The organism is Acidobacteriota bacterium (assembly GCA_016716905.1).
Lineage (GTDB): Bacteria > Acidobacteriota > Vicinamibacteria > Vicinamibacterales > SCN-69-37 > SYFT01.
Genome location: JADJUS010000004.1, coordinates 936,405 through 961,144, shown reverse-complemented (window position 1 = coordinate 961,144; position 24,740 = coordinate 936,405). Strand labels below are relative to the sequence as shown.

19 protein-coding genes are annotated in these 24,740 nt (G+C 65.2%); 9 read left to right on the top strand and 10 right to left on the bottom strand.

Going from position 1 to position 24,740, the window contains the following annotated elements:
• Positions 1-67 precede the first annotated feature (67 nt).
• Genes IPL75_08180 through IPL75_08160 form a run of 5 tightly spaced genes read left to right on the top strand, consistent with a single transcriptional unit; the run spans position 68 to position 6,107 of the window.
• Positions 68-2,269, top strand: a complete 2,202-nt coding sequence (locus IPL75_08180) for a carbohydrate binding family 9 domain-containing protein (protein ID MBK9240237.1) — start codon at positions 68-70, stop codon at positions 2,267-2,269.
• Between the two features lie 20 nt (positions 2,270-2,289).
• Entirely contained in the window at positions 2,290-3,054 is a 765-nt protein-coding gene (locus IPL75_08175) for an MFS transporter (GenBank protein MBK9240236.1), read from the top strand.
• Positions 3,055-3,108: 54 nt separating this feature from the next.
• Positions 3,109-3,546 (top strand): hypothetical protein, encoded by a 438-nt coding sequence (locus IPL75_08170; GenBank protein ID MBK9240235.1) that lies wholly within the window; start codon positions 3,109-3,111, stop codon positions 3,544-3,546.
• A 10-nt stretch (positions 3,547-3,556) separates the two neighbouring features.
• Positions 3,557-5,281: a redoxin domain-containing protein gene (locus IPL75_08165; protein ID MBK9240234.1), complete on the top strand. Its 1,725-nt coding sequence runs from the start codon at positions 3,557-3,559 to the stop codon at positions 5,279-5,281.
• A 7-nt stretch (positions 5,282-5,288) separates the two neighbouring features.
• A complete protein-coding gene (locus tag IPL75_08160; GenBank protein ID MBK9240233.1) occupies positions 5,289-6,107 on the top strand; it encodes a hypothetical protein in 819 nt (272 codons plus the stop codon).
• Between the two features lie 4 nt (positions 6,108-6,111).
• Here IPL75_08160 and IPL75_08155 read toward each other — a convergent pair whose 3' ends face one another.
• Positions 6,112-6,480 carry a hypothetical protein gene (locus IPL75_08155; protein MBK9240232.1) on the bottom strand — a complete coding sequence of 123 codons (369 nt, stop codon included), beginning with the start codon at positions 6,478-6,480 and terminating at the stop codon, positions 6,112-6,114.
• Between the two features lie 49 nt (positions 6,481-6,529).
• On the opposite strand from IPL75_08155, the gene IPL75_08150 reads away from it, so the two are divergent.
• From IPL75_08150 to IPL75_08135, 4 genes are all read left to right on the top strand, one after another.
• A complete protein-coding gene (locus IPL75_08150; protein ID MBK9240231.1) occupies positions 6,530-7,642 on the top strand; it encodes a nucleotidyltransferase family protein in 1,113 nt (370 codons plus the stop codon).
• A gap of 30 nt (positions 7,643-7,672) precedes the next feature.
• On the top strand, positions 7,673-8,599 hold the full coding sequence (locus IPL75_08145; GenBank protein ID MBK9240230.1) for a mechanosensitive ion channel: 927 nt from the start codon (positions 7,673-7,675) through the stop codon (positions 8,597-8,599).
• A 45-nt stretch (positions 8,600-8,644) separates the two neighbouring features.
• Positions 8,645-9,667 carry a 23S rRNA (adenine(2503)-C(2))-methyltransferase RlmN gene (gene rlmN / locus IPL75_08140; protein MBK9240229.1) on the top strand — a complete coding sequence of 341 codons (1,023 nt, stop codon included), beginning with the start codon at positions 8,645-8,647 and terminating at the stop codon, positions 9,665-9,667.
• Positions 9,668-9,825: 158 nt separating this feature from the next.
• The gene (locus IPL75_08135; protein MBK9240228.1) at positions 9,826-11,163 is read left to right on the top strand and encodes a DUF1080 domain-containing protein; all 1,338 of its coding nucleotides are present in this window, start codon (positions 9,826-9,828) and stop codon (positions 11,161-11,163) included.
• Positions 11,164-11,324: 161 nt separating this feature from the next.
• On the opposite strand, the gene IPL75_08130 is transcribed toward IPL75_08135, so the two are convergent.
• The 9 genes from IPL75_08130 to IPL75_08090 form a co-directional block, all read right to left on the bottom strand.
• The gene (locus IPL75_08130) at positions 11,325-13,034 is read right to left on the bottom strand and encodes a M56 family metallopeptidase (protein ID MBK9240227.1); all 1,710 of its coding nucleotides are present in this window, start codon (positions 13,032-13,034) and stop codon (positions 11,325-11,327) included.
• Entirely contained in the window at positions 13,031-13,420 is a 390-nt protein-coding gene (locus IPL75_08125; GenBank protein ID MBK9240226.1) for a BlaI/MecI/CopY family transcriptional regulator, read from the bottom strand. The genes IPL75_08130 and IPL75_08125 overlap by 4 nt, the downstream gene beginning before the upstream one ends.
• A gap of 66 nt (positions 13,421-13,486) precedes the next feature.
• Positions 13,487-15,184 carry a hypothetical protein gene (locus IPL75_08120; GenBank protein MBK9240225.1) on the bottom strand — a complete coding sequence of 566 codons (1,698 nt, stop codon included), beginning with the start codon at positions 15,182-15,184 and terminating at the stop codon, positions 13,487-13,489.
• Between the two features lie 133 nt (positions 15,185-15,317).
• Positions 15,318-16,622, bottom strand: coding sequence for a TolC family protein (locus IPL75_08115; protein MBK9240224.1), 1,305 nt, complete (start codon positions 16,620-16,622; stop codon positions 15,318-15,320).
• A complete protein-coding gene (locus IPL75_08110; GenBank protein MBK9240223.1) occupies positions 16,609-19,752 on the bottom strand; it encodes a multidrug efflux RND transporter permease subunit in 3,144 nt (1,047 codons plus the stop codon). Before IPL75_08110 ends, IPL75_08115 begins: the two co-directional genes overlap by 14 nt.
• Positions 19,752-20,903 carry an efflux RND transporter periplasmic adaptor subunit gene (locus IPL75_08105; GenBank protein ID MBK9240222.1) on the bottom strand — a complete coding sequence of 384 codons (1,152 nt, stop codon included), beginning with the start codon at positions 20,901-20,903 and terminating at the stop codon, positions 19,752-19,754. Before IPL75_08105 ends, IPL75_08110 begins: the two co-directional genes overlap by 1 nt.
• Positions 20,904-20,964: 61 nt before the next feature.
• The gene (locus tag IPL75_08100; protein MBK9240221.1) at positions 20,965-21,786 is read right to left on the bottom strand and encodes an anti-sigma factor; all 822 of its coding nucleotides are present in this window, start codon (positions 21,784-21,786) and stop codon (positions 20,965-20,967) included.
• A complete protein-coding gene (locus IPL75_08095; protein ID MBK9240220.1) occupies positions 21,783-22,370 on the bottom strand; it encodes a sigma-70 family RNA polymerase sigma factor in 588 nt (195 codons plus the stop codon). The genes IPL75_08100 and IPL75_08095 overlap by 4 nt, the downstream gene beginning before the upstream one ends.
• Before the next feature lie 29 nt (positions 22,371-22,399).
• Positions 22,400-24,739 (bottom strand): PAS domain S-box protein, encoded by a 2,340-nt coding sequence (locus tag IPL75_08090; protein MBK9240219.1) that lies wholly within the window; start codon positions 24,737-24,739, stop codon positions 22,400-22,402.
• Between the last annotated feature and the right edge of the window lies 1 nt (position 24,740).

The window sequence follows — 24,740 nt, the reverse complement described above, 5'->3', positions numbered from 1 at the left end:
CGGCCATGACCAATTCGTGACCTTCGGCACATGCGTGCCGATACCGGACTCACACACGATGACAGCCATGCGCTTCTCCATCCCTGTCGCGGTCGCACTCTTGCTCCTTCCTGTGACCGCTATCGCACAGCCTGCAACCATCCGCGATGTGATGCCGCTGCCGCGACTGGTCGCTCCTATCGTGCTCGACGGCCAGATGGATGATGAGGGGTGGAAAGGCGTCCCGGTGCTGCCGGTGACCATGCACCTGCCGGTGTTCAGGGGCACCCCCACGCAGAAGACCGAACTGCGTGTGGCGTACGACGATGAGCATATGTATTTCGGGGGGTGGTTCTACGACACCGACCCCTCGGGCATCCGCATCAACTCGCTGTATCGCGATCGGTTCGCCAACGACGACACGTTGGCCATCTATGTCGATGCCTTCAACGACAACGAAAACGCCAAGTGGTTTGGTATCACACCGGCCGGGATGCGATTCGATGTGCTGGTGTCTGAGGATGGCAATTCGAGCAACAGCAACTGGGACGGCTTCTGGGACGCGCGCGCATCGGTGACGCCCGACGGGTGGTTCGTGGAGGTGCGGATTCCCTTCTCCACACTCGGATTCCTGTCCCATTCGGCAGGTTCAGGGCAAGCCTCTGATATGGGCGAGGCGGTCATGGGGCTGACGGTCACGCGGCTGATCTCGCGGCTTGGTGAACGCGTGACCTTCCCCGACATCGATCCGGCGTTCAGCTTCCGTCGCCCGTCACTCGCACAGGACGTGTCGGTGTCGGGCATCAGGAGCCGGCGGCCGGTGTATGTCACGCCCTTCGCCCTGGCAGGCTCTGAGCGTCGCGGGCAGGAAGACCGGCAGACCCCGACGGAGGTGGGCTTGGACGTCAAGGTGCCGATCACCGGGAAACTCAATCTGGACGTGACGGTGAATACGGACTTCGCCCAGGTGGAGGCCGACGATCAGCAGGTGGCGCTCGACCGGTTCCCACTCTTCTATCCCGAGCGGCGCCGATTCTTCCAGGAAAACTCTGGGCTCTTCGAATTTGTCGGTGCCGGAGGCACGCGGCTGTTCCACTCACGGCGGATCGGCCTGGCGGCTGATCAGACACCCGTGCCTATCCTGGCGGGCGCGCGGTTGGTTGGTCGGGCGGGCGCATGGGATGTGGGCGCGTTGTCGGTGGTCACCGACACGCACAGCGACGCGCCTCGTGAACACTTCGGGGTGCTGCGCCTCAGGCGCGCGGTGCTCAACCCGTTCTCCAATGCCGGGCTCTTCGTCACATCGGTGGCCGGTGGCGGCGCACACAACCTCGCTGTGGGGGCCGACTCGTCGCTGCGCGTGCACGGCGACAACTACCTGACGCTGAAGTGGGCGTCCACCTTCGACGACCAGATGCCGGATGACACATCGGCCACCACACGCAGCCTGTTCCACTCGCAGTGGGAACGGCGCACAGGGCGCGGCCTCGGATACACGCTGCAATATTCGCGGGTGGGCAGAGACTTCCAGCCAGACCTCGGCTTCCTGCCCCGGCGGGACGTGACCAGCATGAATGCGATCGGCAACTACTACATCTTCACCGACAAGCACCGGTTCTTCAGGCGCATCTATCCCGGCGCACTCGCCTTCTCGACCTTCCGCAACAGCGACGGCGTGCTGGAGTCAGGCACGTACGCCTTCTGGGTGCAGTGGGATACCAAGGCCGGCGGTGGTGGCTGGGTGGAACCGAAGTGGTTCCGTGAGGATGTGAAGGCGCCATTCCGCATCGGTGGAAAAGTCGACATCCCAGTGGGCAACTACGACTTTGCTGATCTCCAGTTGGCCTGGACGATGCCCGGCGGGAAGAGAGTGCGCACGAATGTGGACTTTCGGGCCGGGACGTACTTCGACGGCCGTCGAACTCAAGTGATTCTCACGCCCACCTGGAACGCCTCGAAGCACCTGGAAGTGGGCGGCACGTATCAATTCACCGCGCTTCGATTTCCAGTGCGCAACCAACAGGTGGACATCCATCTGGCCGGTCTGCGCATCGGCACCGCGCTCAACGTGCGCCTGTCGGGCACATCGCTGCTCCAATACAACTCCACAACCGAACGGCTCGACTTGAACCTGCGGTTCCGGTACAACGTTCGTGAGGGCACTGACCTGTGGTTCGTCTACAACGAAGGTGTGGACACGGCAGAACGGCCTGATTTTGTCGGCCAGGACGTCCCGCGATCGTTGTCACGTGCGTTCATCCTCAAATACAGCCGCACGTTCGGGTCGTAAGGACGTAGGCTGTTCGATGAATGGCTCGCCTGGCGGATCGCGCGGCAGACTGGTTCGGCTTCAACCGCGCCTCTGCAGCCATACTCGTCGTCATTGGCTGCCTCGGCCTGAGTGAGGAGATCTGGTCCTCGTTCCTGTCACTGCACCTGCGCGATCAGGCGGCCCTGGCCGGATCGGCCTTCAGCGCGGCCACGTTCATCGGCATCATCGGCTTCGCCAAGAACCTGCTGGAAGGATTTGGCTACATCGCCGGCGGCACAATCGCGCACCGCCTGGGTCCGCGTATCGCGCTGGCCGTGTCGGCGCTCCCGATGGCCGCAGGCTTCCTGCTGATGCTGTTGGGGTCGGGGCCCTGGCCGATTGTGGCCGGCGCGCTGCTGATGACGAACTGGGAACCGCTCTCGGTACCGGCCACGTTCGACGTCATCGGCAGTCACGTGCGCAAGGAGCGGCGAACAATTGCGTTTGCGCTGCAGAGCATCCAGAAGCGCGTTCCAAAGATTGTCGGACCGGCCATCGCCGGCGTGGCGTTTGGCCTGGCCGGCTATTGGCTCAACCTCACGATCGCAATTGGCCTGGTGGGACTCGCCGTGGTCCTGCAACTGGCCCTCACCTCCCACCTGCGGCCGAAGGCCGCGCCCGAAGATGTGCCGCTCAAGACCATCCTGCAGACGATGCCGCCGGATTTAAAGCACTTGCTGACGGCCGAAATTTTCATTCGGTGGGGCGACTGGTTCGCGCGTGACTTTGCCGTGCTCTACGTGGTGTCCCTGCTCACGCGTTAGTGGGGCTGGACGGACCCGGCCGCGGCCGCCACTGCCGGCTGGCTGCTCGCGTTGATGGGCGTCACGGCGCTGGCAACCTATGTCCCGATGGCGAAGTGGGTGGATCGCTCAGCGTCGCCTCGACCATTCATCGGAACGACATTTTTTCTCTTCTCGATCTTCCCGATCGCCCTCGTGCTGTTGCCGAAAGCGTGCGCGTACTTCGACTTGCCCATCACGGCCGGACTTGTGGTCGCCTTTGTCATCAACGGACTGCGTGAACTGGGCGAACCGGCGCGCAAGGCGCTGATCTCGACGGGGTTTCCTGCGCCCGTTCGCGCAAGAGCCGTCGGGCTGTACTGGGGCCTCCGGTCGTTCGCGTTCTGCCCCGCGCCTCTGGTGGCGGGTGTGTTGTGGTCGGCAGTCGGGCCCGACGTGACATTCCTCCTGGGAGGGGCCATCGGCCTCGCAGGCACTGGCTGGTACGCGCTGACGTCAGCACGCCGGTGCTAAGATCGCGTTCGTGTTACCCGTCCTGCGGTTGGTCCTTGCCGGTGTTTTTGCTCTCGCCGGCGTCACTAAACTCCTTGATCCTGCGGGTTCGCGCCGATCGTTGCAGGACTTCGGTGTGCCTGAGTGGCTGATTCCAGCGCTCGCGACCGCACTGCCCCTCGCAGAACTGCTGACCGCGCTGGCGTTGCTGCCGCAGGCGACCGCCCTTTACGGCGCGATTGGTGCCGCAGCGCTACTGGCATTGTTCATCGGGGCGGTGGGGGTCAGCCTTCTTCGCGGCCGCAGGCCCGACTGCCATTGTTTCGGCCAGTTGCACTCAGAGCCGGTTGGCTGGCAGGTGCTGGCACGCAACGCCGTCCTGTTATTTGCCGCCGGGTTTGTCATCGTGCGCGGCTGGCCAGGCGCAGGCGCAGGCGCGGGTGACTGGTTTCTGTCGCTCACCTCAGCGTGGCGAGTGGTGGTGGCGGGCGTGTTGATCGGCGTCACGGCGTACGCGATTCAGGCGATCAGGCGGGCGCAGGCGAAGCGGGACGCTCCGCTGGTTGGAGACTGGACGTCGTTTGGGCTGCCGGTGGGCCAGGCGGCGCCGGAGTTCTCGCTGCCGGACCTCGACGGCAATGTCGTGAGCCTGTCGATGTTACGAGCGCCCGGGAAATCTGTCCTCCTGATCTTCACCGACCCGCACTGCGGCTCCTGCATGGCGCTGCTGCCCGATATTGCCCAATGGCAGCGCGAGCACGCGGAAAGCGCGACCCTCGCGGTCATCAGCCGCGACACGCCGGAGGCGAATCGCGCCAAGATGGCCGGTCACGCCATCGATCGTGTCCTCCTGCAGACGGACCGCGAAGTCGCGAAAGCGTTTGGCGTGCCGTTCACGCCAGGTGCCGTCCTGGTGCGCGCCGACGGCACGATGGGCAACCTGCCGATGCCGGGCGACAGCGCCGTGCGCAAGATGATGGCGGACGTCGCCGCCTCCGGAGGTGTCGGTGGATTCGAACTGGGTGCACCCGCGCCTGACTTCTCGTTGCCTGACCTCGATGGACGAGTACTGACGCTCGCGCAGTTTCGCGGCCGGTCTACCGTACTGCTCTTCTGGGACCCCGGGTGCGGGTTCTGCGAGCAGCTGCTGGGTCAAGTTCGATTCTGGGAAGCGCGATCGGCCAGCGAACGCCCACAGTTGCTGGTCATCTCCAAGGGCGACAGCGCGGTCAATGCAACCCAGGGTTTCAGCGCTCCTGTGGTCCTGGATCATGAGTTCGCAGTGGGAACCCAATACGGGGTGACCGGGACGCCATCGGCTGTATTGGTTGACGAGGATGGGCGGCTCGCGAGCGCCGTGGCCGTAGGCGGCATGGCGATCCTGAAGCTCATCGGACAGCCGGACCTTTTGTCGCTGTCGTCGGCCACTTCGGCTGTGAAAGAAATGGACTCGGACGCGTCGGCCCAGGCAACGTTGCCGACGGGCGCCAGACCCCTGCAACGCAACTGCGTCCACGACGAGATGCTCGCGGATGGAAGCCTCGTGCTGTACAACGGCTGCCGCCAACAGGTACTGACGCTCAACCCGACCGCGGCCCTTGTCTGGGAATACTGTGACGGCGAACACGACGTCGAGGCGATCATCGACGAAATCGCTGGGGTCTTTCCGTCCGCTCCACGACCCGACGTTGACGTGCGGACCATGCTGGATTCATTTCTGCAGACGGGGCTGATCGAGCCACGTCCGGCCAATTAGTCAGCCGGTGGAAGGATTCGACGAGTACGACGTGCTCGGACGCCGGGTGCTGGTGGGGAGCCGTGTCCCTGAGGCCAGAACCACGCTTCAGCAACTCTTGCGGGGATTCGGTCCCTCGCCGGCAGCCACGGGCGATTGGCCTCGCTATGAACTGGTCCGGCGAGAAGACGTCTGGTTCGTTCACACCGATCAGGGGCCGGTCCATTCCGACCGCGATCTGATCGGGGCGCTCGGGATGCTCGAGTGGCATGTGATGACCGGCGCCCTCGAGCGCCACCATCACCTGTTCCACCTGCACGGGGCCACCCTGGCAGTCCCGGGGGGCGGTGGCGCGGTGGCACTGGTCGGCAATTCCGGAAGCGGAAAATCCACGTTGACTCTCGCCCTGATGCAGCGGGGGTTCCTGCCATTTGCAGACGATGTCGCGCTCATTGATCCGGTTACGCTCGACGTGCAGTCACTGCGTCGCGCGTTTCACGTCAGTGACCCAAGCCTGCGATTGGTGGAGTCATTCACCGGAAAGCCGGTGTCCTCAGGAGGCGATGCGCCGCCGGGCTTTTTCCATCCGCCCGAGTGGGCGCGCGCCCCGGAGCCGGTGCGGTGGCTGCTGCTGCTGGAGCTGAGGCCGGACCAGACACCGTCGTTGACCCGATTGACGCCGGCTGATGCAGCCGTGGCAGTGCTGGAACAATCGCTGAACCTGAAGCAGGCGTCCCGCGTCGGACTGGCTGCGGCAGCCAGACTGGCGTCACAGACAGAGTGCTACCGATTCCAGCACGGGGGCTGGCCGGAGTCGTTGGCGATCGTCGAGGGGCTCGCGCGGTAGCCGGTTAGTGTTTCCAGCGATCCTGAGGCGCAACGGAAGGGGCGCCGAAGCACAGCGGCACACAGAAAGTACCGTCTCCGCAACAACCCCGCGTAAAGCACACCCACCCGGACGGGCAATCGGACGTCGTCGCGCAGGCGGCACCACAACTTGGCGAGACGCACACCGAGGGGCCGTTGACAACCGTCACACACGCACATGAGCCTTGTCCGCAGCTGAAGGACTCACAGCTATCGAGCTGTGTGCAGATGTTGCCCGAGAGCGTCTGCGCATGCACCGTCGTCACCTGACCGACGAGCTTCGGCGCCACGTATGCGGCAGTGCCAATGGCAAGTGTCTTCTTCAGCAGGTCGCGGCGGCTCTGGCTAGTCATGGGCAGTATGGTAGGAGCCGAGTCGTGTGGAGTCAAGGATAATCCCCTGGTGCTGACTGATCTTCTTCGTGCGTGCGCCCGTCTCCCGGAGGACGCACGGTTGGACCAAATTCGTCAGCTGGTGACAGATGTGCAATGGCCGGCCTTCCCTGCCGCCGCCGAAGCACACGGATTGGCGCCGCTCGCGCACGCACACCTCACCCGCGCCGGAGCGTCGCTGCCGGTCGATGTCCAGCAGCAGCTCTTCGGCCTCGCGACGCGGCATCGCACCGCCAACGCGGTGCGATTCGCCGCCCTTGTCAGGGTTCTCGACGCCTTCGAGGCCGCATCCATCCGCGTCCTCGCCCTCAAAGGCGCCGCGCTGGCTCACCTCCTGTATCCATCAACAGCACTCCGTCCCCTGAGTGACATCGACCTCCTTGTTGAGCCCAGGCAGGCGGAACACGCCCAGGGGGTGCTCGCCAGCCTGGGGTTCGCGGCTGACCCACGGCCGCCCGATCGGCGCTTCGTGGGCCACCATCATCTGCCGCCCGCGCTGCTTGTGCAGGACGGCGTATTTATCCAGGTCGAGATCCACCGCGATGCGCTGTCAGCAGACACCCCGGGATCGCTCACGCTCAACGAGCAGAGTTACGCCCGAAGGCAGGCCTTCACGATCGGCGGACGAACGGCGTACGCCTTTGGCCATGAGGAGATGTTGCATCACCTCACGAGGCATGCCGCGGAACGGGCGTCACTCTTTCGGTTGATCTGGGTGACCGACATCGTGGCGTACGCCACGCGGTTCCACGCCGAGATCGACTGGCCTGCACTTCGGCAGCGCGACCCGTTTGTCATCAATGCGCTGTCGTTGCTGCACCTGGTCACGCCGCTGCCACCCGAGGTGCTCGCAGAGGTTCCGATGCCTCGTCCTGGCATCGCTGGAGCGGGGACAGCCTTCCGGCCGCTCGCCGAGATTGTGCGATCAGACCGGCCCGCCGGTGCGGTGCTACGTGAGCTTCTCGCGCCTGGCGAATGGTGGGTGCGGTTCTACTACGGAGCACGCAGCACGCCGTCGTTTCTCTGGTACCTGTGGATCGGTCACCCCACGCGCATGGCGTGGTGGTTCGCCCGGCGCGCCGTCACGTGGGTGCGCTGGCGCGGAAGAAATCGTGCGGCGTGATCAGGGCACTTTTCGACTATTCTTCAGGCGATGGATGAGGCCCTCTCCCGCCTGCTGTTTGACCCCACCGTCGGTCAATTGGTGCTCCTGGCCATCGGCCTGGTCGCGATTCGCGCGGCGGTCAGCCTGGCGCAGCGCGCCCTGACCCGGCGGATCCAGGATCCCGCGGTGCGGTACCGCGCGAACAAGGGCATGGACATTGCGTCCTATGCGATCGCCCTGTTTTTCGTGGGCATGGTCTTCAGCGACCGTCTGGGCGGGTTCACCGTGGCATTTGGCGTGGCCGGGGCCGGCATCGCGTTCGCGCTCCAGGAAGTCATTGTCAGCGTGGCCGGTTGGCTCGCGGTGTCGTTTGGCGGCCACTTCAAGCCCGGCGATCGGATCCAGTTGGGCGGTGTGACGGGCGACGTGATCGACGTCGGAATTCTGCGCACCACAATGATGGAATGCGGCGATTGGGTCGGCGGCGACCAGTACAACGGCCGCATCGTCCGCGTGGCCAACAGTTTCGTGTTCAAGGCGCCGGTGTACAACTACTCCTCCGAGTTTCCGTTTCTCTGGGACGAGATTGTGGTGCCGATCAAACACGGCACCGACTACCGTCTGGCGCGTGAACTGATGGACCGTGTGGCGGAAGAGGTCGTCGGGGAGTACGCCCGGGATGCCGAAGGCGTGTGGCACGACGCGGTGCGGAAGCTGCTGATCGAAAAAACTCCGGTGAAGCCGGTCGTGCTGATGCAAGCCAACGAGCGCTGGATCGAATTGACGCTGCGTTACATCGTGGACTGCAAGCAGCGGCGGGCGATCAAAGACCGCCTGTTCACCCGCATCCTCGAGGAGATCGACACGACACAGGGCCGCGTCAGAATTGCCGTCGCGACGATCAACGTCGAGAACCAGACCCCGCTGGAACTGCTGGTGGCCGACGAAGTGCGGCTGCGCGGCATCAGAACGTGATCGGCTGACGTGACCGAGTTGCTGGGGGTGTCCCGCGCGGCCCTGATGGATGCGGTGGCGCAGTGGGGCTTCAAGCCCATGCACGGCCAACGGGTGTGGCGACACCTGCACGCGCACGGCCGTGATGACTTCTCGGCCATCGACCGCCTTCCTGCGGGGCTGGCGGCAACACTCGCGGCGCACACCACCACCACGTGGCTCCCTGTGGCACGCGACACCGCGTCCAGCGACGGATTCACGCGCAAGTACCTGCTGCGGCTGGGCGATGGGCGGCAGGTGGAAACCGTGTTGATGCGGTACGCCGGTCGCGCCACGGCGTGTATCAGTACGCAGGCCGGCTGCGCGATGGGCTGCGCTTTTTGTGCCACCGGCCAGATGGGATTCGAGCGCCACCTCACGACGGCCGAAATCGTCGGCCAGGCCATGCATGTCTCACGAGTGCTCGCCGGCACCGGCGAACGACTGCGCAACGTCGTGTTGATGGGCATGGGCGAGCCGCTGCACAACTACGACGCCACCATCGCCGCCACGCACATCCTGTGTGACACAGCGGGGCTGGCGCTCAGTCCGTCGCGCATGACGTTGAGCACAGTAGGCGTCGTTCCCGGCATCCTCCGCCTCGCCGACGATCGCGAACCGGTGAGCCTGGCGGTCTCGCTTCATGCGGCGACGCAGGACGAACGGGCAGCGATGATCCCGGTGGCAAAGGCCTGGCCGCTCGACGCGCTCATGGACGCCTGCCGGTACTACTGCGACACAATGGATCGGCACATCTTTTACGAGTGGACCCTGATCGCGGGCACGAACGATGGTCCCGACGCCGCGCATGCCCTGGGCCGGCTGCTCTCTTCGCAGCGGGCACATGTCAACTTGATCCCGCTGAATCCGACAGACGGCTACGACGGCTTGCCGACGCACCACCGCGCCGCGAAAGCCTTCCAGGCTGTCCTCGCGGAGTACGACCTCCCGAGTACCATCCGCCAGCGGCGCGGCATCGACATCGCTGCGGGCTGCGGACAGCTCGCCAGCTGCACAAGCCCATCAATCAAGTCCCCCATTGAGGGTTGAGGATTGAGGGTTGAGGATCGGGATGTTCCGGATCGCTGATTGCTGATTGGGGATTGCTTGTTGAAAAGAAGTCTCTGTGTCTCTGTGTCTCCTGTAATCCGTCGTGAGGGGTAATCCGTCGTGAGGGGTGTCCGTCGTAGGGGTATCATCCCTTCATCATGGGTTTCTCTCTCTTTCGCCGTGCTGCGGCATTGGTGTCACTTGTCATGATCATCACGGCGGTCGTTGGCGGTCAGGCGCGTCCCTCCTCTTCACAGCCGCCCCCTGGGTTCGTGGCGCTCTACAACGGCAAGGACCTGACCGGGTGGAGGGGCGGCGACACCTTCGACCATCGCAAGTTGCTCGCCATGAGTGAGACCGAGCGGGCCGCGCAGATCGCCAAGTGGAACACCACGATGCGGGCGCACTGGACCGCACAGGGTGAAGAACTCGTGAACGACGGCCAGGGCGCCTACGCGACCACCGAGCAGGACTACGGTGACTTCGAACTGCTCGTGGACTTCAAGACCGTACCGAAAGCCGACTCCGGTATCTATCTGCGTGGCGTGCCCCAGGTGCAGATTTGGGATTACACCGAAGAGGCCAAGTTTAATCTGGGTGCGAACAAGGGCTCAGGCGGCCTGTGGAATAACCGCGCCGGTGCGCCAGGCAAAGACCCGCTCGTCTTGGCCGACAAACCGTTCGGCCAATGGAACGCCCTGCGCATCGTCATGGTCGGCTCGCGCGTCAGCGTGTGGCTGAACGGCGCTCACGTCGTGGACCACGCCATCATGGAGAACTACTACGACCGCGCGACGCCGGTGCCGGCCCGTGGCCCCATCCAGTTGCAGACGCATGGCGGCGAAATCCGGTGGCGGAACGTCTTCATCCGAGAAATCGCCACGACGGAAGCCAACGACATCCTGCGGGCCAAGGGCGGCGATGGCTTCACTGACATCTTCAACGGACGCACGTTTGATGGCTGGGCCGGCCCGCTCGAAAACTACGACATCAGGGACGGCGCAATCGTGTGCAAGCCAGATAAGGGCGGCACCATCTACTGGAATCAGGCGCTCACCGACTTCCAGGCACGCCTGGAGTTCAAGCTGCCGGCCGGCGGCAACAACGGGCTGGCCATCCGGTATCCCGGTGAAGGCGACACCGCGTACGTCGGGATGACCGAGTTGCAGGTGCTCGACGACAACTACGAAAAGGTGCGCGGGCCGATCGATCCTCGGCAGGCGCATGGGTCTGCCTACGGCATGGTGGCGGCCGCGCGCGGCTACCAGCGCCCGATCGGCGACTGGAATGTGCAGGACGTGTCGGTCGAAGGCTCGACCATTCGCGTCGAACTCAACGGCACCGTCATCCTCAACACAGACCTCTCGAAGGTGGACCCAGCCACCTACATGGCGGGCCGCGCCCATCCCGGCGTCACGCGCACCTCAGGATTTTTCGGCTTCGCCGGCCACAACGACCCGGTGATGTTCCGCCGCGTGCAGATCAAGCGCCGCTAAGTTCGGCGGCCTTGAGACCCAGGCCGCCCTACGAGGACAACACGCCGCCCTACGAGGACGCCAGGCCGCTCTACGAGGACACCGACACCCAGGCGGCGCTACGGAGGAGCGTGACGCGCATTTCGTAGCGCGGCGTGCACTTCAACGCCGCGGCTCTTTCCTCATTTGTACGTGAAGTTCACCGTCACCGTCATGATGACGGGCACCGGCTTGCCTTCCAGGTACGTCGGCGTGAATTCCCACTGCATCACGGCGTCACGTGCGGCATCGGAGAGCAGTGCCACGTTCCGAATCACCCGGGCGTCAGTCACCCGGCCATCCTGGTCGATCCGGGCCTCGATAATCACGATGCCCGAGACCTTGGCGTCCTGCGCGTCCTGCGGATACACCGGATCCACATGCTTGACCTTCTTCGGCGGCAGCACCGTGCCACCAATTCGCACGGGTGGATCTCCGGGCGCCCATGCGGGTGCCGGTGGCGGGGGCGGCGGTGGCGGCGGGGCAACCTTACCGACCGGCGCCTTGGCAGGCGGGGGTGGCGGAGGGGGCGGCGGTGGTGCCGACGCGTCGGCCAACGCAAAATTCACCGTCACGGTCATGAGCACTGGCACGGCGATGCCATTGAGCGTGGTGGGCTCGTACTCCCACTGGCGCACAGCCTCCACAGCCGCTGCATCAAGGTCGTCGCCGATACCCCGAACCACCTTGGTTTGGATGACCGTCCCGTCGGCCCCCACAAGGGCCTCGATAATGACCACGCCGCGTCGGCCTTCGGCCACCGCCGACGCCGGATACTCGGGACGAACGTCCTTGGTCTTCATGGGCACCTTGACGTTGCCGCCCACGCGAATGGGTTGCTGCGGCTCCTGCGCCGTCGCGGCTGGCCGCGCCGCGGCCAGCGGCCACACCAGTACCATCACCAACATTGCCGCCAGTATTCCTGCCTGCGACACGCCACGCCGATTCACGCCGCTCTCGAGAATTGCCATCACTCGTCCCTCCAACTGTGAACGCCGAGCCATTGCCATTGTCGCGGATGCCGCCACAGGCGGCCGCAAAGACGCGACAAACGTCACCAGGTCCGCCGCGTAGTCCGACGCGCGCGTCCCCATCGCCAACACCAAATCGTCACACGCACGCTCGCGCTCGAACCGTGCCTGCCTCGCGGCAATCCAGACCATGGGATGCCACCACCACAACGCCGTCGCCAGCCGCGCCAGCAAATGCGACACCGTGTCCTTGCGCACGACATGCGATAACTCGTGGGTCAGCACTGCGGCCAACTGATCGTCTGTCCAGGTCTTCGCCACGGCCGGCAAGAGGACTCGAGGCGACCGCAGGCCCCAGGTGACCGGCATGGAATCGTTGGACACCGAGAGCAGGCGGATGGGCCGCGCCACTCCAAGGCTGCGGGCCGCCCGCTCGGCGCTCTCGCGCAGGCGCGGGTCGTCGATCGGCTTCGCCCGGTCGTCCAGGCGAAGTGTGCCCACCAGGCCTGCAGCGATCCACGTCAACCGGACAACAATGCCGGCGGCCCACACTGCCACGAGGATGGCCACCAGGCTCCAACCAGGCAGCCAGGTCGCCCACGTCGATCGAACGGCAGGCTGGACGATGCCGGCGCCGGCATCCGCGTTGATGAGAGGTACCGTCGACGTTACGTCATCGGCCTGCATGAATCCGCTGGGCAGGAACGCGATCGACCACTCGGGCACAACCATTCGCGCCCATGGCAACAACAGCAGTGCGACAAAAATCGTGGTCCACACGGCATGCCTCGAGGCGGCCGATGTGTGGCGCATCATCCAGGCCAGCGCCGACCCGAGCGCGAGCAGCATCGTCGCCTTCAGCGCGAGATCGAGCAACATCATCGCCCCTCCTTGCGCGCCGCAGCGATGCGCTTTGTCAGTTCATCCAACTGCTTGCGGCTGAGTTTCTGGTCGGCCGAATCCAGCAACGCCACGACGGCATCTTCAGTGGACCCGTCAAAAAATGTCCGAACAAGATGGCGGACTGCCGACTCACGCTCCACCTCGCGCGCGGCCACCGGCTCATACACGTATCGAGGGCCGTCCACGACGTGCCGCACGTGGCCCTTGTCCTCGAGAATGCGCAGGAGGGCCCGCACGGCCGAATAACTCGGGGGCGCCGGCAGTTCCTCGCGCACCGTGGCCGCAGTGGCATTCTGCAACCGGTGCAGGACGTCCATGATTTGGCGTTCGCGCCGCGACAGCGAGTGCGATTGGGGTCGAGTCATTGTCTTCTTAGGCCTGAAGGCTAAGAAGCTAGCACCATGCTAATAATTTAGCAAGTCCGCCTGACCTTACTGGCACCCCGGCAGTTTGAAGCCGCCGATGCGCGTGGAATAGTTCGTGGCGCCCGCCTTGTAGTAGTCGCCCACGTACCAGATGGTGCAGTCGTCTGACGGGTCCACCGCCGTCTGCGAATAATCTTCCCAGCGCAGGGTGTTGGTCTGCGCGGCCTGGCCTTCCACCAGCGTCACTTCCCGCAGTGTCAACTGGCCCCGCGGATCGGTGGCCCGCCGCGCCGCAAATCGCTGCCCTGTGAACACCGTGGGACCACCGAAGGAATACCCAATTCCAATGTTGCCCACCTTGTCGATCGCCGGGCTCCCCATCCAGCGATAGTTCCCATCGGGCGCATACGTTCCCTGCTGGTGCAGGCGCAGCGATCGATCGGGATTTACGCGGAACTCATACCAGCGGACACCGCCACCAGCCGCTTCCGTGTCCACCGAGTGAACCGCGACCACCGACTCATACGACGTCCTGCCCTGCGTGACGCGCCGATACACCACGCGCGCCATCAGCTTGTCGCCCTGAGCGTCGAGCCGCCGCTCGCTGCCGGGCTGCGGCACACAGCTTGTGAGCTGTCCCCCGCACAAATAGGTGTACGGCGCCACGGGAATCTTCTGGACCGGTGACAACGTCGTCTTCGACGGGTCATCCCAATTCACCGTGAAGTTCCACACATACACCCCGTCGTCATCCACGTCGGTCTTGAGTTGCGACCCGCCGGTGGCCAGCATCATGTTGGGTGAGCCCGCGGGCGGCAGGCGCGGGCCGTCCAGGTCCGCGTTGTTCAGGAAGTTGACGTCACCGATGATCAGGCACTGTTCCGAGGCCGGCTCGCCCTTGAGCATCTTCGCCCGCTCCACCACGCACGCGTGTTTCTCGATCACGTCATCGCCGGTGCTGGTCGGCACGTAGTAACCGTCGGACCACACCGCAGGCCGGGGATAGTCGGGAAACAGCGGGCGAAGGAACTCGTACCGGTAGTACTCGCCCGTCGGATCATCGGTGGTGCTAATCGCGTAGCAGATGGAGTACGGGCCGGTCGGTTGCGGCGTGGCGGGCGCGCCCGCGCCACGAGCGGCCCCAGCGGGCGGCGCCTGGGCAGGCGCTGGTGGCGCCGCGACTGCAGGCGGTGGTGTGATCAGTTTCGCGGCCGGACCCGGCTGACCCGCCACACCGGGCACACTCACCAGCGCCGGCCCGCCCGGCTTCGGCACGGTGGGCTGATCGGGGCGCTCGGCCGCGCGGCGGAAGATCGGCATCACGAACAGCCACCGATTGGCGAGCTGGTCGTATCGCACGACCGCGTCCCCGTTGTTGCGGGCGTCACACGTTCCACCGAATCCGGCAAACAGCGTGTTGGTGTTGACGGCACCGTACAGGATCCGGCCGGTGGTCTCGAACTTCGCGCCCTTCTTCGAGAAGATGGCGAACTTGGAATTCACGATTTGCACGATGTGATCCGGACCAACGGCCAGGCTGTTGTCGGAAGGATTCCGGCCGGTTGATGTGCCGTGCGGCCCCTCGAAACCGACACCGAGGCCATCAAAACTGGCCACGAGTTCAGGCGCCGGGCCGTCGCCCTGCGCCCGTTGTTCCACCTTGGCGCCCTCCGCGCTGCCAGGAGCGGCCGCGGGCCGACCAACGTTGGGGGCTTGCTGGCCCGACGCGGCCAGAAGGAGGACGAAGACAGTGGCGGTTTTCATGACGCCGCCCAGTGTCGCACACGTCGGATCACAAGGAGACGCAGAGACTCAGAGAAAACCAGGCAAAGGGCCCAAGCCCAATGATTCTCAAAACCTCAGCGCCTCCTGTGATCCGGCGTGATCGCAGTTTGTTTCAGCGTGGGAAACGGCCGAGCGCCACGAGCAGTTCGAGGCGCGCCTGACGCCAGGTGTCCTCGGTCTGGGTCGCCACCGTCTCGGCGTCGAGCGCGGACCTCTGTGCGTCGATCACCTCGATGTTGGTGGTGGCGCCCACTTCGAAGACGGCCGTCGTGATTCGCAGCACTTCGTTCGCCTGTTCGGCCGCGCGCCTGGCGGCAATCAGCGCGCGCTGGGCGCTGTCGACGGCTGCCTGGGCCACTCGTACCTCGGCACGCGCGGCAATCTGGGTCGATGTCAGCCCAAGCGCGAGCGCATCCACCGACACCTGCCGCAGCGCCCGTGTGGCACGACGCTCCCCACCATCGAAGATCGGCTGCGCAAATGACACCGTCAGCCGCCAGCTGCGAGCGGGCTGGAACAACCCGGCCGGAGTCAGGTACTGCGGATCGAGCGAAAGGACGCCGGTGGGGTACCAGTCCTTACGGCTGTCGCTCACCACGCGCTGCGCGGCGTCAATCTGCAGCGTCTGGCGTTTCACGTCGGGGCGCAGCGCCATCCATGCCGTCGCAGCAGGGTTCTGATCGAGGCCGGCCTCGCGCACTGCAGCCGTCACGTCCAGCGGCGGCTCGGCGCCGGCGTCCACGGGCCCCTCGGCCGCGAGGATCACGCCCAGCGCTTCCTGTGCGCGGCGCAGGGCCAGCCGCGCGCTCTCCACGCGCACCTCGTCGCTCGAGACGCTCTGGTTGGCGCGCAGCTCATTGAGCCGTGAGCCGGCCCCGGCCTCCAGTCGATTCTGCGCGTACTTCAGATGCGCCCGCGCGCTTTCGAGCGACCGGATGGTGACGTCCAGGAACCGGCGCTGGGCGATGACCGCCAGAAACGTCTGCGCTGCGGCAACCGCCACTTGCTGGCGCACCTCATCGGTTGCCATCCGCGCCACTTCGATCTGATCGCGCGCCTGGTTCGCTGCCGCCCACCGGGCGGGCGCCAGCACGTTCATCGTGGCGTTGAGGGAAAACGTCATCTGGTTCTGCGGCTGGGAGACCTGCCCGCTGAAGCCCCGTTCGCGGTCGAGCGTGGTATTGGTCACGCCGGCACCCACCGTCGGGCGGTACACCGTGCGCGCTTGCTGGAGCAGTGCCTCGGCTCGGACGATGCCCGTGGCCGCCGTGGCGACCGACGGATTCTTCGACAGCGCCTGCGCGATCGCCTCGTCGAACTCCACTTTGGGCAACACCGGATCCTGAGCCGCCGCGGGGACGACCGACACACACACCGCCAGGATGACCGCCGCTGCCACGAGGTTACGCCTCAACACGAGCCCCTCCTTCCACTTCGTCACCGTCTTCGGGCGCTCGTCGTCCGGGCGCCATCGTCCGGATGAGCACGTACAGCAGCGGGATGAACAGCACCGACAGGAACGTCGAGGCCACCATGCCGCCGACCACCGTCGTGCCCACGGAGTTTCTTGCGCCGGCGCCGGCGCCGGTCGCCAGCATCAGCGGCATCACACCCAGAATGAACGTCAGCGACGTCATCAGAATGGGCCGCAGGCGGATGCGCGCGGCTTCAACCGCAGCGTCCGCAATCGACATGCCCTTGTCACGCAACTGCTCGGCGAACTCCACGATGAGGATTGAGTTTTTCGCCGCCAGGCCAATGAGCATCACAAGGCCCACCTGACAGAACACGTCGTTGGCAAACCCCCTGAGCATCTGCGCCCACAAGGCCCCGAACACCGCGAGTGGAACGGCCAGCAGGATGATGAACGGCAGCACCCAGCTTTCGTACTGAGCCGCCAGCACCAGATACACCAGCAGCAGACTCAACGCGAAGATATACACCGCCTGTGACCCGGCTTTGATTTCCTCGAGCGACTGCCCCGCCCAGGCGAAGTCATACCCGGCAGGCAGCACCTCGCGGGAAATGGCTTCCATCGTGGCCAGGCCCTCTCCGGACGAGACGCCGGGAAGTGTCGCGCCGCTGATTTCGGTGGAGCGGAACAAGTTGAAGTGGCTGATGACGGCGGGCGCGGTGGTCTCGCGCATGGTCACGACCGAGTCAAGGGAAACCATCCGGCCGTTTGACGCGCGGGCGTAGTACCGCTTCAGGTCGTCGGGTTTTGCGCGAAACGCCTGGTCGGCCTGCACATACACGCGATACGCGCGATTGTTGAAATCGAAATCGTTGACGTAGCTCGACCCCAGCAGCACCTGCAGCGCCTCGGTCACCTCGCGCATGGGCAGGCCCAGCGCACGGGCCTTGTCACGGTCCACATTCACAATGAACTGCGGGTCGTCGGCCGTGAAACTCGAGAACAGTCCTGTGACCTTGCCCGACTGATATCCGCGCGCGATCACCTGCTGCGTCAGTGCGGCCAGTTCAGTAATGTCGCCGCCGGGGCGATCGAGCAGTTCGTACTGGAATCCCCCAAACGCCGACAGTCCCTGAATGGAAGGTGGCGCGACGGGGAACACATTGCCGCCAGGAATGGCGAAGAGTTGGCCCCCCAGCCGTCCCAGCACAGCCTGGAGCGACTGATCCGCCCGCGTGCGCTCCTCAAACGGCGCAAGACGCGCAAACATCAAGCCCTGGTTCGGCGCCGATCCGCTAAAGCTGAAACCCGCCACAGAGAACACGGCCAGAATTTCAGGCGTGGCGGCGTAAATCGCCTCCGCCTTCTTCATAATCTCCGTCGTGTACTCCAGCGACGAACCGGCGGGCGCCTGCACGATCGTGATGAAGTAGCCTTCATCCTCGGCAGGCACAAACGCGCCGGGCACGGCCTTGTAGACCCACCACGTGCCGTACATCGACAGGCCGAACAGCAGGATGAAGACCAGCCGCCAGTTCAACGTGAATCGGACCGACCGGACGTAGAACCGCGTGCCGGCGTCAATCACCCGATTGACGAACGTGAAGAACCGCCCGTGGGTGTGTTGCTCCTTGTCGAGCAGGAGTGCCGACAGTGCCGGCGTGAGTGTCACCGCATTGAACACCGACAACACGACGGCAAACGCGATGGTCAGAGAGAACTGCTGATACATGCGGCCGGTCGTGCCCGGAAAAAATGCCACCGGCACAAAGACCGCAACCAGCACGATACCGATGACAATGACGGCAGAGAAGACCTCGCGCATGGCATCGACCGACGCGCGATACGCGGACTTGCCGTACTCGCGCATGTGCCGCTCGATGTTCTCGATCACCACGATCGCGTCGTCCACCACGGTGCCGGTGGCGAGCACGATGCCAAAGAGCGTCAAGGTGTTGATCGAAAATCCGAACAGCTTCACAAACGCGAAGGTACCGATGAGCGACACCGGAATGGTCAGGGCAGGAATCAGAGTGCTGCGCCAGTTCTGCAGGAACAGGAACAACACGAGCACGACCAGCACTATGGCTTCTGCGAGCGTCTTCAGCACCTCGACAATCGACTCACGCACCACGCCCACGTTGTCGAACGCCAGCCGGGCCTCCAGGCCAGGCGGGAAGTTCTTCTCAAGGCGCGCCATGGTCTCCTGCACGCCCTGGAATGTCTCGAGGGCATTGGCCGACGGCAGCAGCTGGATGCCGAGGCCCGACGCCTCGAACCCCGCGAAACGCAGCACCGAACTGTAGCTCTCGGCGCCCAGTTCGACGCGGCCAACATCGCGGACGCGCACCAGGGCGCCGCCCTCGCCGGCGCGGACGACGACGTTCTCGAACTCGGAGACTTCCACGAGGCGGCCCTGCACACGCACGCTGATCTGGAACATCTGATCGGGCGCGGCCGGCGCGTCGCCGACCGAGCCGGCCGCCACCTGGACGTTTTGTTCGCGGAGCGCATTCACGACGTCGCCCGACGTCAGGCCCCGGCCGGCCAGCGCGTTGGGATCCAGCCACAGGCGCATCGCGAATTTGCGTTCACCAAAGATGATGACGTTGCCCACACCCGGCACGCGTTTGAGCGCGTCACGAACGAATCGGTCGAGGTAGTTGCTGATAAACAGCGAGTCATACCGGTTGTCGCGCGCAAAGAAGCCGTAGGCGCCGAGGAACCCCGTGGTGTTCTTCGTGACCGCGATGCCATTCGTGCGCACGTCGGCCGGCATGCGGCCCAGCGCCTGGTTCACGCGGTTCTGCACGTCCACCGCCGCCAGGTCCGCGTCGCGGCCAATCTCGAACACCACGTTGATCGACGCGAACCCGGTGTTGGTGCTCGACGAGGTCATGTAGAGCATGCCCTCCACACCGTTGATCACCTGTTCGAGCGGCGTCGTGACGGCGCTTTCAACAGCCTGCGCGTTGGCACCGGTGTAAAACGCCGACACCGACACGGCCGGCGGCGTCAGTTCAGGGTACCGGGCGATGGGCAGCGAGGGAATCGCCACCGCGCCGGCCAGCATGATGATGAGCGAGCAGACCGTGGCGAGGATCGGCCGCTTGATGAAGAGGGCGCTGAACACTACTTCGCCTCCCCGCCCTGGCGCCCGGCGCCGGCGGCTGCGGGTGGCGCAGCCGACACGGGAGCGCCGTCGGCAATCTTCTGGATCCCCGACGCGATGAGCTGCTCACCCGCCTTCAACCCTTCAAGCACCACATAGTTGTTGCCCACCACAGCACCGAGTTTGACGGGCCGCATCCGCGCCACGCGCCCCCCCCCGTCGGCGGCCTCAGCCACAAACACGAAGAACTGGCCGCCCACACGGGTCACCGCTGCAAGCGGCACCACGAGCGTCGGCGCTTCAGACCACACCACGGCCACCGACACAAACTGGTCGGCGCGGAAGCGGGCCGGCGATCGCAGTGCGGCCTTCGCGAGGATGGTCTGTGTCGGGTCCACCGCGCTTGCCACGAAATTAATCTGCTCGGTGGCCAGCACTTCGCGTTGGGGACCCAGCACCCTCATGGCCAGTCCGGGACGCAGCCGTATGGCGTCCTGCACGGGCACATTCACATAGATCTCCATGCCCGAGTTGTCTTCGATCGTCGTCAGGGGCGTGGAGCGCGTAACCCGATCCCCCATGCGCACCGGCACGTCGCCCACAATGCCCGAGGTGGATGCAGTGACGCGGTAGTACGCCAGTTCGTTGCGCTGCTGCCGAATCTGTTCGTTGATGGCCTGCAACTGCGCCTCGGTGGTTTTCACACTCGTCGCGGCCTGTTCCATCTCCTGCTGGCTGCCTGCGCCGACGTCAAACAGCGCTTTCGCACGCGCGGCCTGCTGGCGCGCAAACGCCGCGTCCGCTTCGCGCGCGGCCTTGGTGGACTCGAGCGCGGCCACCGCCGCCTGCTGGCTGGTCGAGTCGATCTCAAACAAGACGGTGCCGGGCGTCACCCGTGCGCCAGACGTCACCGCGATGCGCGTGAGGAACCCTTCCACTTGCGACTGCACCACCGTGGACCGACGCGACTTCACCGTGCCGACAAACTCGCTCGCATCCTCGACCGGCACCGGCGCAAGCGTCACCATCTCCACGGGCACGCCCGGACCGCCGCCGCGTCCGCCCGCGCCTGCGCCAGGCGGCCCTTCAGCGGGAGCACCACCGCAACCGACGACCACAAGCGGCGTCAGGACAGTGAGACAGATCAGTCGGGAAAAGGAAGAGGTAGACATCCCGTGATTCTACCCAAAAATCGGGCGAAAGTGAGACTGGCTGGTGTGAAGTCGATATGACTTATTGTTGTGCGGTTCCGACTAGGATCGGCGCCGTGCTTGGCTGGAGCATTCCGCCTGCGGGTTCGATGGTCACCGCGACCGCGCCCGGCATGGCCGCGATGGTGGGTGTGGACAGAACAGTGTGCACGCGCCCTGCGGCATCGGGAGAGAACAGGCCGGCGCTGACCGCCTTGGCATCCACGATGACCCAAAGCTGGTAGATCTTGCCGGCCGGCAGCGCCGGCAGGCTCTCAGCCGTGAATACCAGGCCTCGCTGCTGCGTCACATAGGCGCGAGCACCCACGACCCCGTCGGGTGCGCCTGGTTGGCTGGTCAATGCATAGAAGACCACGTCGGCCGCTCGCAGCACGTTGGTCTGCCGTGTGAACTCATCCACCTGTTGCGTGAGTGAGGCGTTGGCGATCAAGGTGTCGGCAGACACGGCGCGGGCATCAGCCAGTTCCTGTCGCAATTGATCGATTTCGGCGCGCGCGCTGACGGCTTGCCACACGGCAATCACCGCCACGAGTCCGGCGGCAACGGCGGCGAACCACGGCGCCATTCGGGGCGCCGGGCGCTGTGGCACGCGTGCCGGCGCCTGGGGCGCCGCGGCCTGCGCCACCGTCAGTGGAATGGCCGTGATGCGATCGCGCAGCGAGGCCGGCGGATCCACATCGGGCACCGATCGCGCCAGCGCATCCAGCGTGCGCGCCACGTCGCTCAGTTCGTGACGGCATTCGGCGCAATCCACCAGGTGGGCGGCCACACGCGCGCGGGTCACCTCGTCGAGCGAACCGAGGAGGTACTCGGGAGCCGACGCCTGCACGTCTTCGTGGGTCATTTCGTCAGCTCTCCTTTCCGGCGGTCATCGCCGACGATCATCGCCTCGCGGAGCCGCAGCAACCCTGAACGTACACGCGTCTTGATCGTGCCCAGGGGTGTGCCTGTCCGCTCCGCCACTTCACTGTGGCTCAGCCCCTCGAAGTAGGCCAGACACAGCGGCTCGCGGTATTCCGGCGGCAATGTCTCCAGCGCCGCTCGCACCCGCCCAGCCATTTGTTCACTGGCCACATTCATCTCTACGGACGCCGCACCATCCGGGATGGCATCCATCCGGCGCATCTCGTCCTCGCCGGCGGCGCGGGGTCGCACACGCCGGCTCCGAAGCCGGTCGATGGCGCGCGTGCGGGTGGTCACAAGCAGCCAGGCGGCCACCGCGCCGCGCGACGCGTCGTATTTTGCCGCGTTGCGCCACGCCAGGGTGAACACGTCCTGGGTCAGGTCTTCGGCCTCGCCGTGGTCGCCCAGGATGCGCACCGCCAAGGCGAACACCGTACGCCCGTGCCGGTCGTACAGGTCGGCGAGCGCGCTGCCATCGCCTTGGGCCAGCCGCCGAACAACATCGAGATCGCCATCCGGCACCATCAAACTGACCGAAGCTTATCAGGCCGGGGTTACGGACCGTCGAGGATCTGCCGCACACGCTGCGTCAGGAACGCCGGCAAATACGGTTTCGGCAGGAAGTGCACACCCTGTCCCACCCGGCCGTCAGGGCTGGCGATCTCCTCGTTGTAGCCTGACGTGAAGAGAATCTTGAGCACGGGCCGTCCCTCACGCAGGCGCTCGGCCATCTCCCACCCGCTCATCTCGGGCATCACGATATCGGTGACGACGATGTCGAGATCGCCGCCGGCGGCTTCGGCCACCGCGAGTCCTTCGATGCCGTTGGCGGCCGTCAGCACACGATACCCCTCGCGCTCAAGTGTCGCCTTCGCCACATCGCGCACGGCCGGCTCGTCTTCCACAACCAGCACCACTTCGTGACCGCCCGCCGACGGCACGGGCGGCGCCCCCGCGGGTTCCTCCTCGAGGATGGCTCCTACGGTGGGAAAGTAACAAGTGAACTCCGTTCCAAGTCCGACTTGAGAGGAGAGTTCCAGAAAGCCCTGAAACTGCGTGACGATCCCAAATGCAGTGGACAGCCCCAGTCCGGTGCCTTGGCCCTTGGGCTTCGTCGTGAAAAAGGGCTCGAACACCTGCGCCCGAATCTCAGGAGGAATGCCGGTGCCGGTGTCGGCCACCGACAGAGCGACAAACTGGCCGGCAGGCACACTCGTCCCCTCGATTGGCCCCTGCACCGTCGCAGTGCCCACGCGCAGCGTTCCACCATGGGGCATCGCATCGCGGGCATTGGACACCAGGTCCATCACCACCTGATCGATCTGGTTCGGATCCAGACGTGCAGTCGGCACCGTGGCGTCAGGCCGCACTTCTACTTTGATGTCATCGCCGGCCAGATGCCGCAGCAACGGCTCGAGGGTGACGAGGACGTGATTGAGATCGACGACCCGCGTATCCACCACTTGTCGTTGCGCAAACGTCAGCAACTGGCGCGTGAGCGCAGACGCGCGCTGACCGGCCGTGTCGATCTCATTGAGCCCCGCCAGAATCTCACTGTTGCCCTCAGCGGGTTCTTTCAGCAGTTCCGCGTACGACAGGATGACGGTGAGCAGATTGTTGAAATCGTGCGCCACACCGCCGGCGAGCCGGCCCAGGCTCTCCATCTTCTGCGACTCAATGAGCTGCGCCTCCAGCCGGATGCGGCGCGTCACGTCAAACGCGAGTCCGGCCACCAGATAGATGCGGCCGTCGGCGCGGCGGATGGGAAACTGCATGTCGTCGATCCAGACCACTTCGCCGTCGGGCCGGATAATGCGGTACTGGATTGACAACCGCGTCAGGCGATGGTGATACGCCTGCCTCACCCGTTCGCGGTCCTCCTCATGCACGGCGTCAAGGAACGACCAGGGGCTCGCATACAACGAGGCACTGCTCCGCCCCCAGATCCGGTCGTAGGCCGGGCTGATGAACAACATGCTGCCGGTCCGCGGCTCGGCCAGGTACACCACGGCCGGCGTGTGTTCGGCGAGCTGGCGGAACCGCTCTTCACTCTCACGCAACGCCTCGTCCGCGCTGCGCTGCTCGGTTTCGTCCACGATGACCGCGACGTGGCCGAGACAGGTACCACCCGACCAGATCGGAGACGTCCTGATGCGCCACCAGAAGTCGGCCCGCAGGAAACGCCCGGCGCCCGTATACGCTTCGCGCGCGCCGGCGGCGGCACGCCACTCGGCCTGCAGGCGATCACGATCCTCGGGATGCACGCCGGCCATCCAGCCATCACCCAGCGCCTTGTCCAGGGGCATGCCCAGCATGCGCAGCGCGGCGTGATTGGCGTATCGCATGCCACCATCGGCCGTCATCATCGTGACGCCCGCGGGCGAGGCTTCCGACATCGCGCGAAACTGCGCTTCGCTCTCGCGCAGTGCGCGCTCCACACCCAGGCGGCTCGTGATGTCCTGGACAATGGCGAGACGGGCGGGCCGATTGAGATAGGTCACCGAGCGCGAGTGAATGGCCACCTCAAGCCGCGTGCCATCCTTGCGCCGGTGGGTGGCGCGCTGCACGGGAATTTCGGACTGGCCCAGTGTCATGAGCCAATCGACCATCGGCCATTCCTCGGGTACTCGAAGGTCCCGGACGGTGAGTTTGGTGAACTCATCGTGCGTGTAGCCGTACTGCTGAAGAGCGGCCTCATTGGCTTCAATGAACCGCAATGTTTCGTTCTCAAAGACCCAGGTCGCGAGCGGACTGCCTTCAAAGAGCGCCAGCAGGCGCACACGATCCTCCTGGCGGGCCGCCAGGGTCCGCCGAAGCGTCCCTGACCACCGCAAGGTCAGCACCAGCAGCCCGACGGCCGCGGCCAGCAAGCCGAATGTCACCCAGGACGTCATA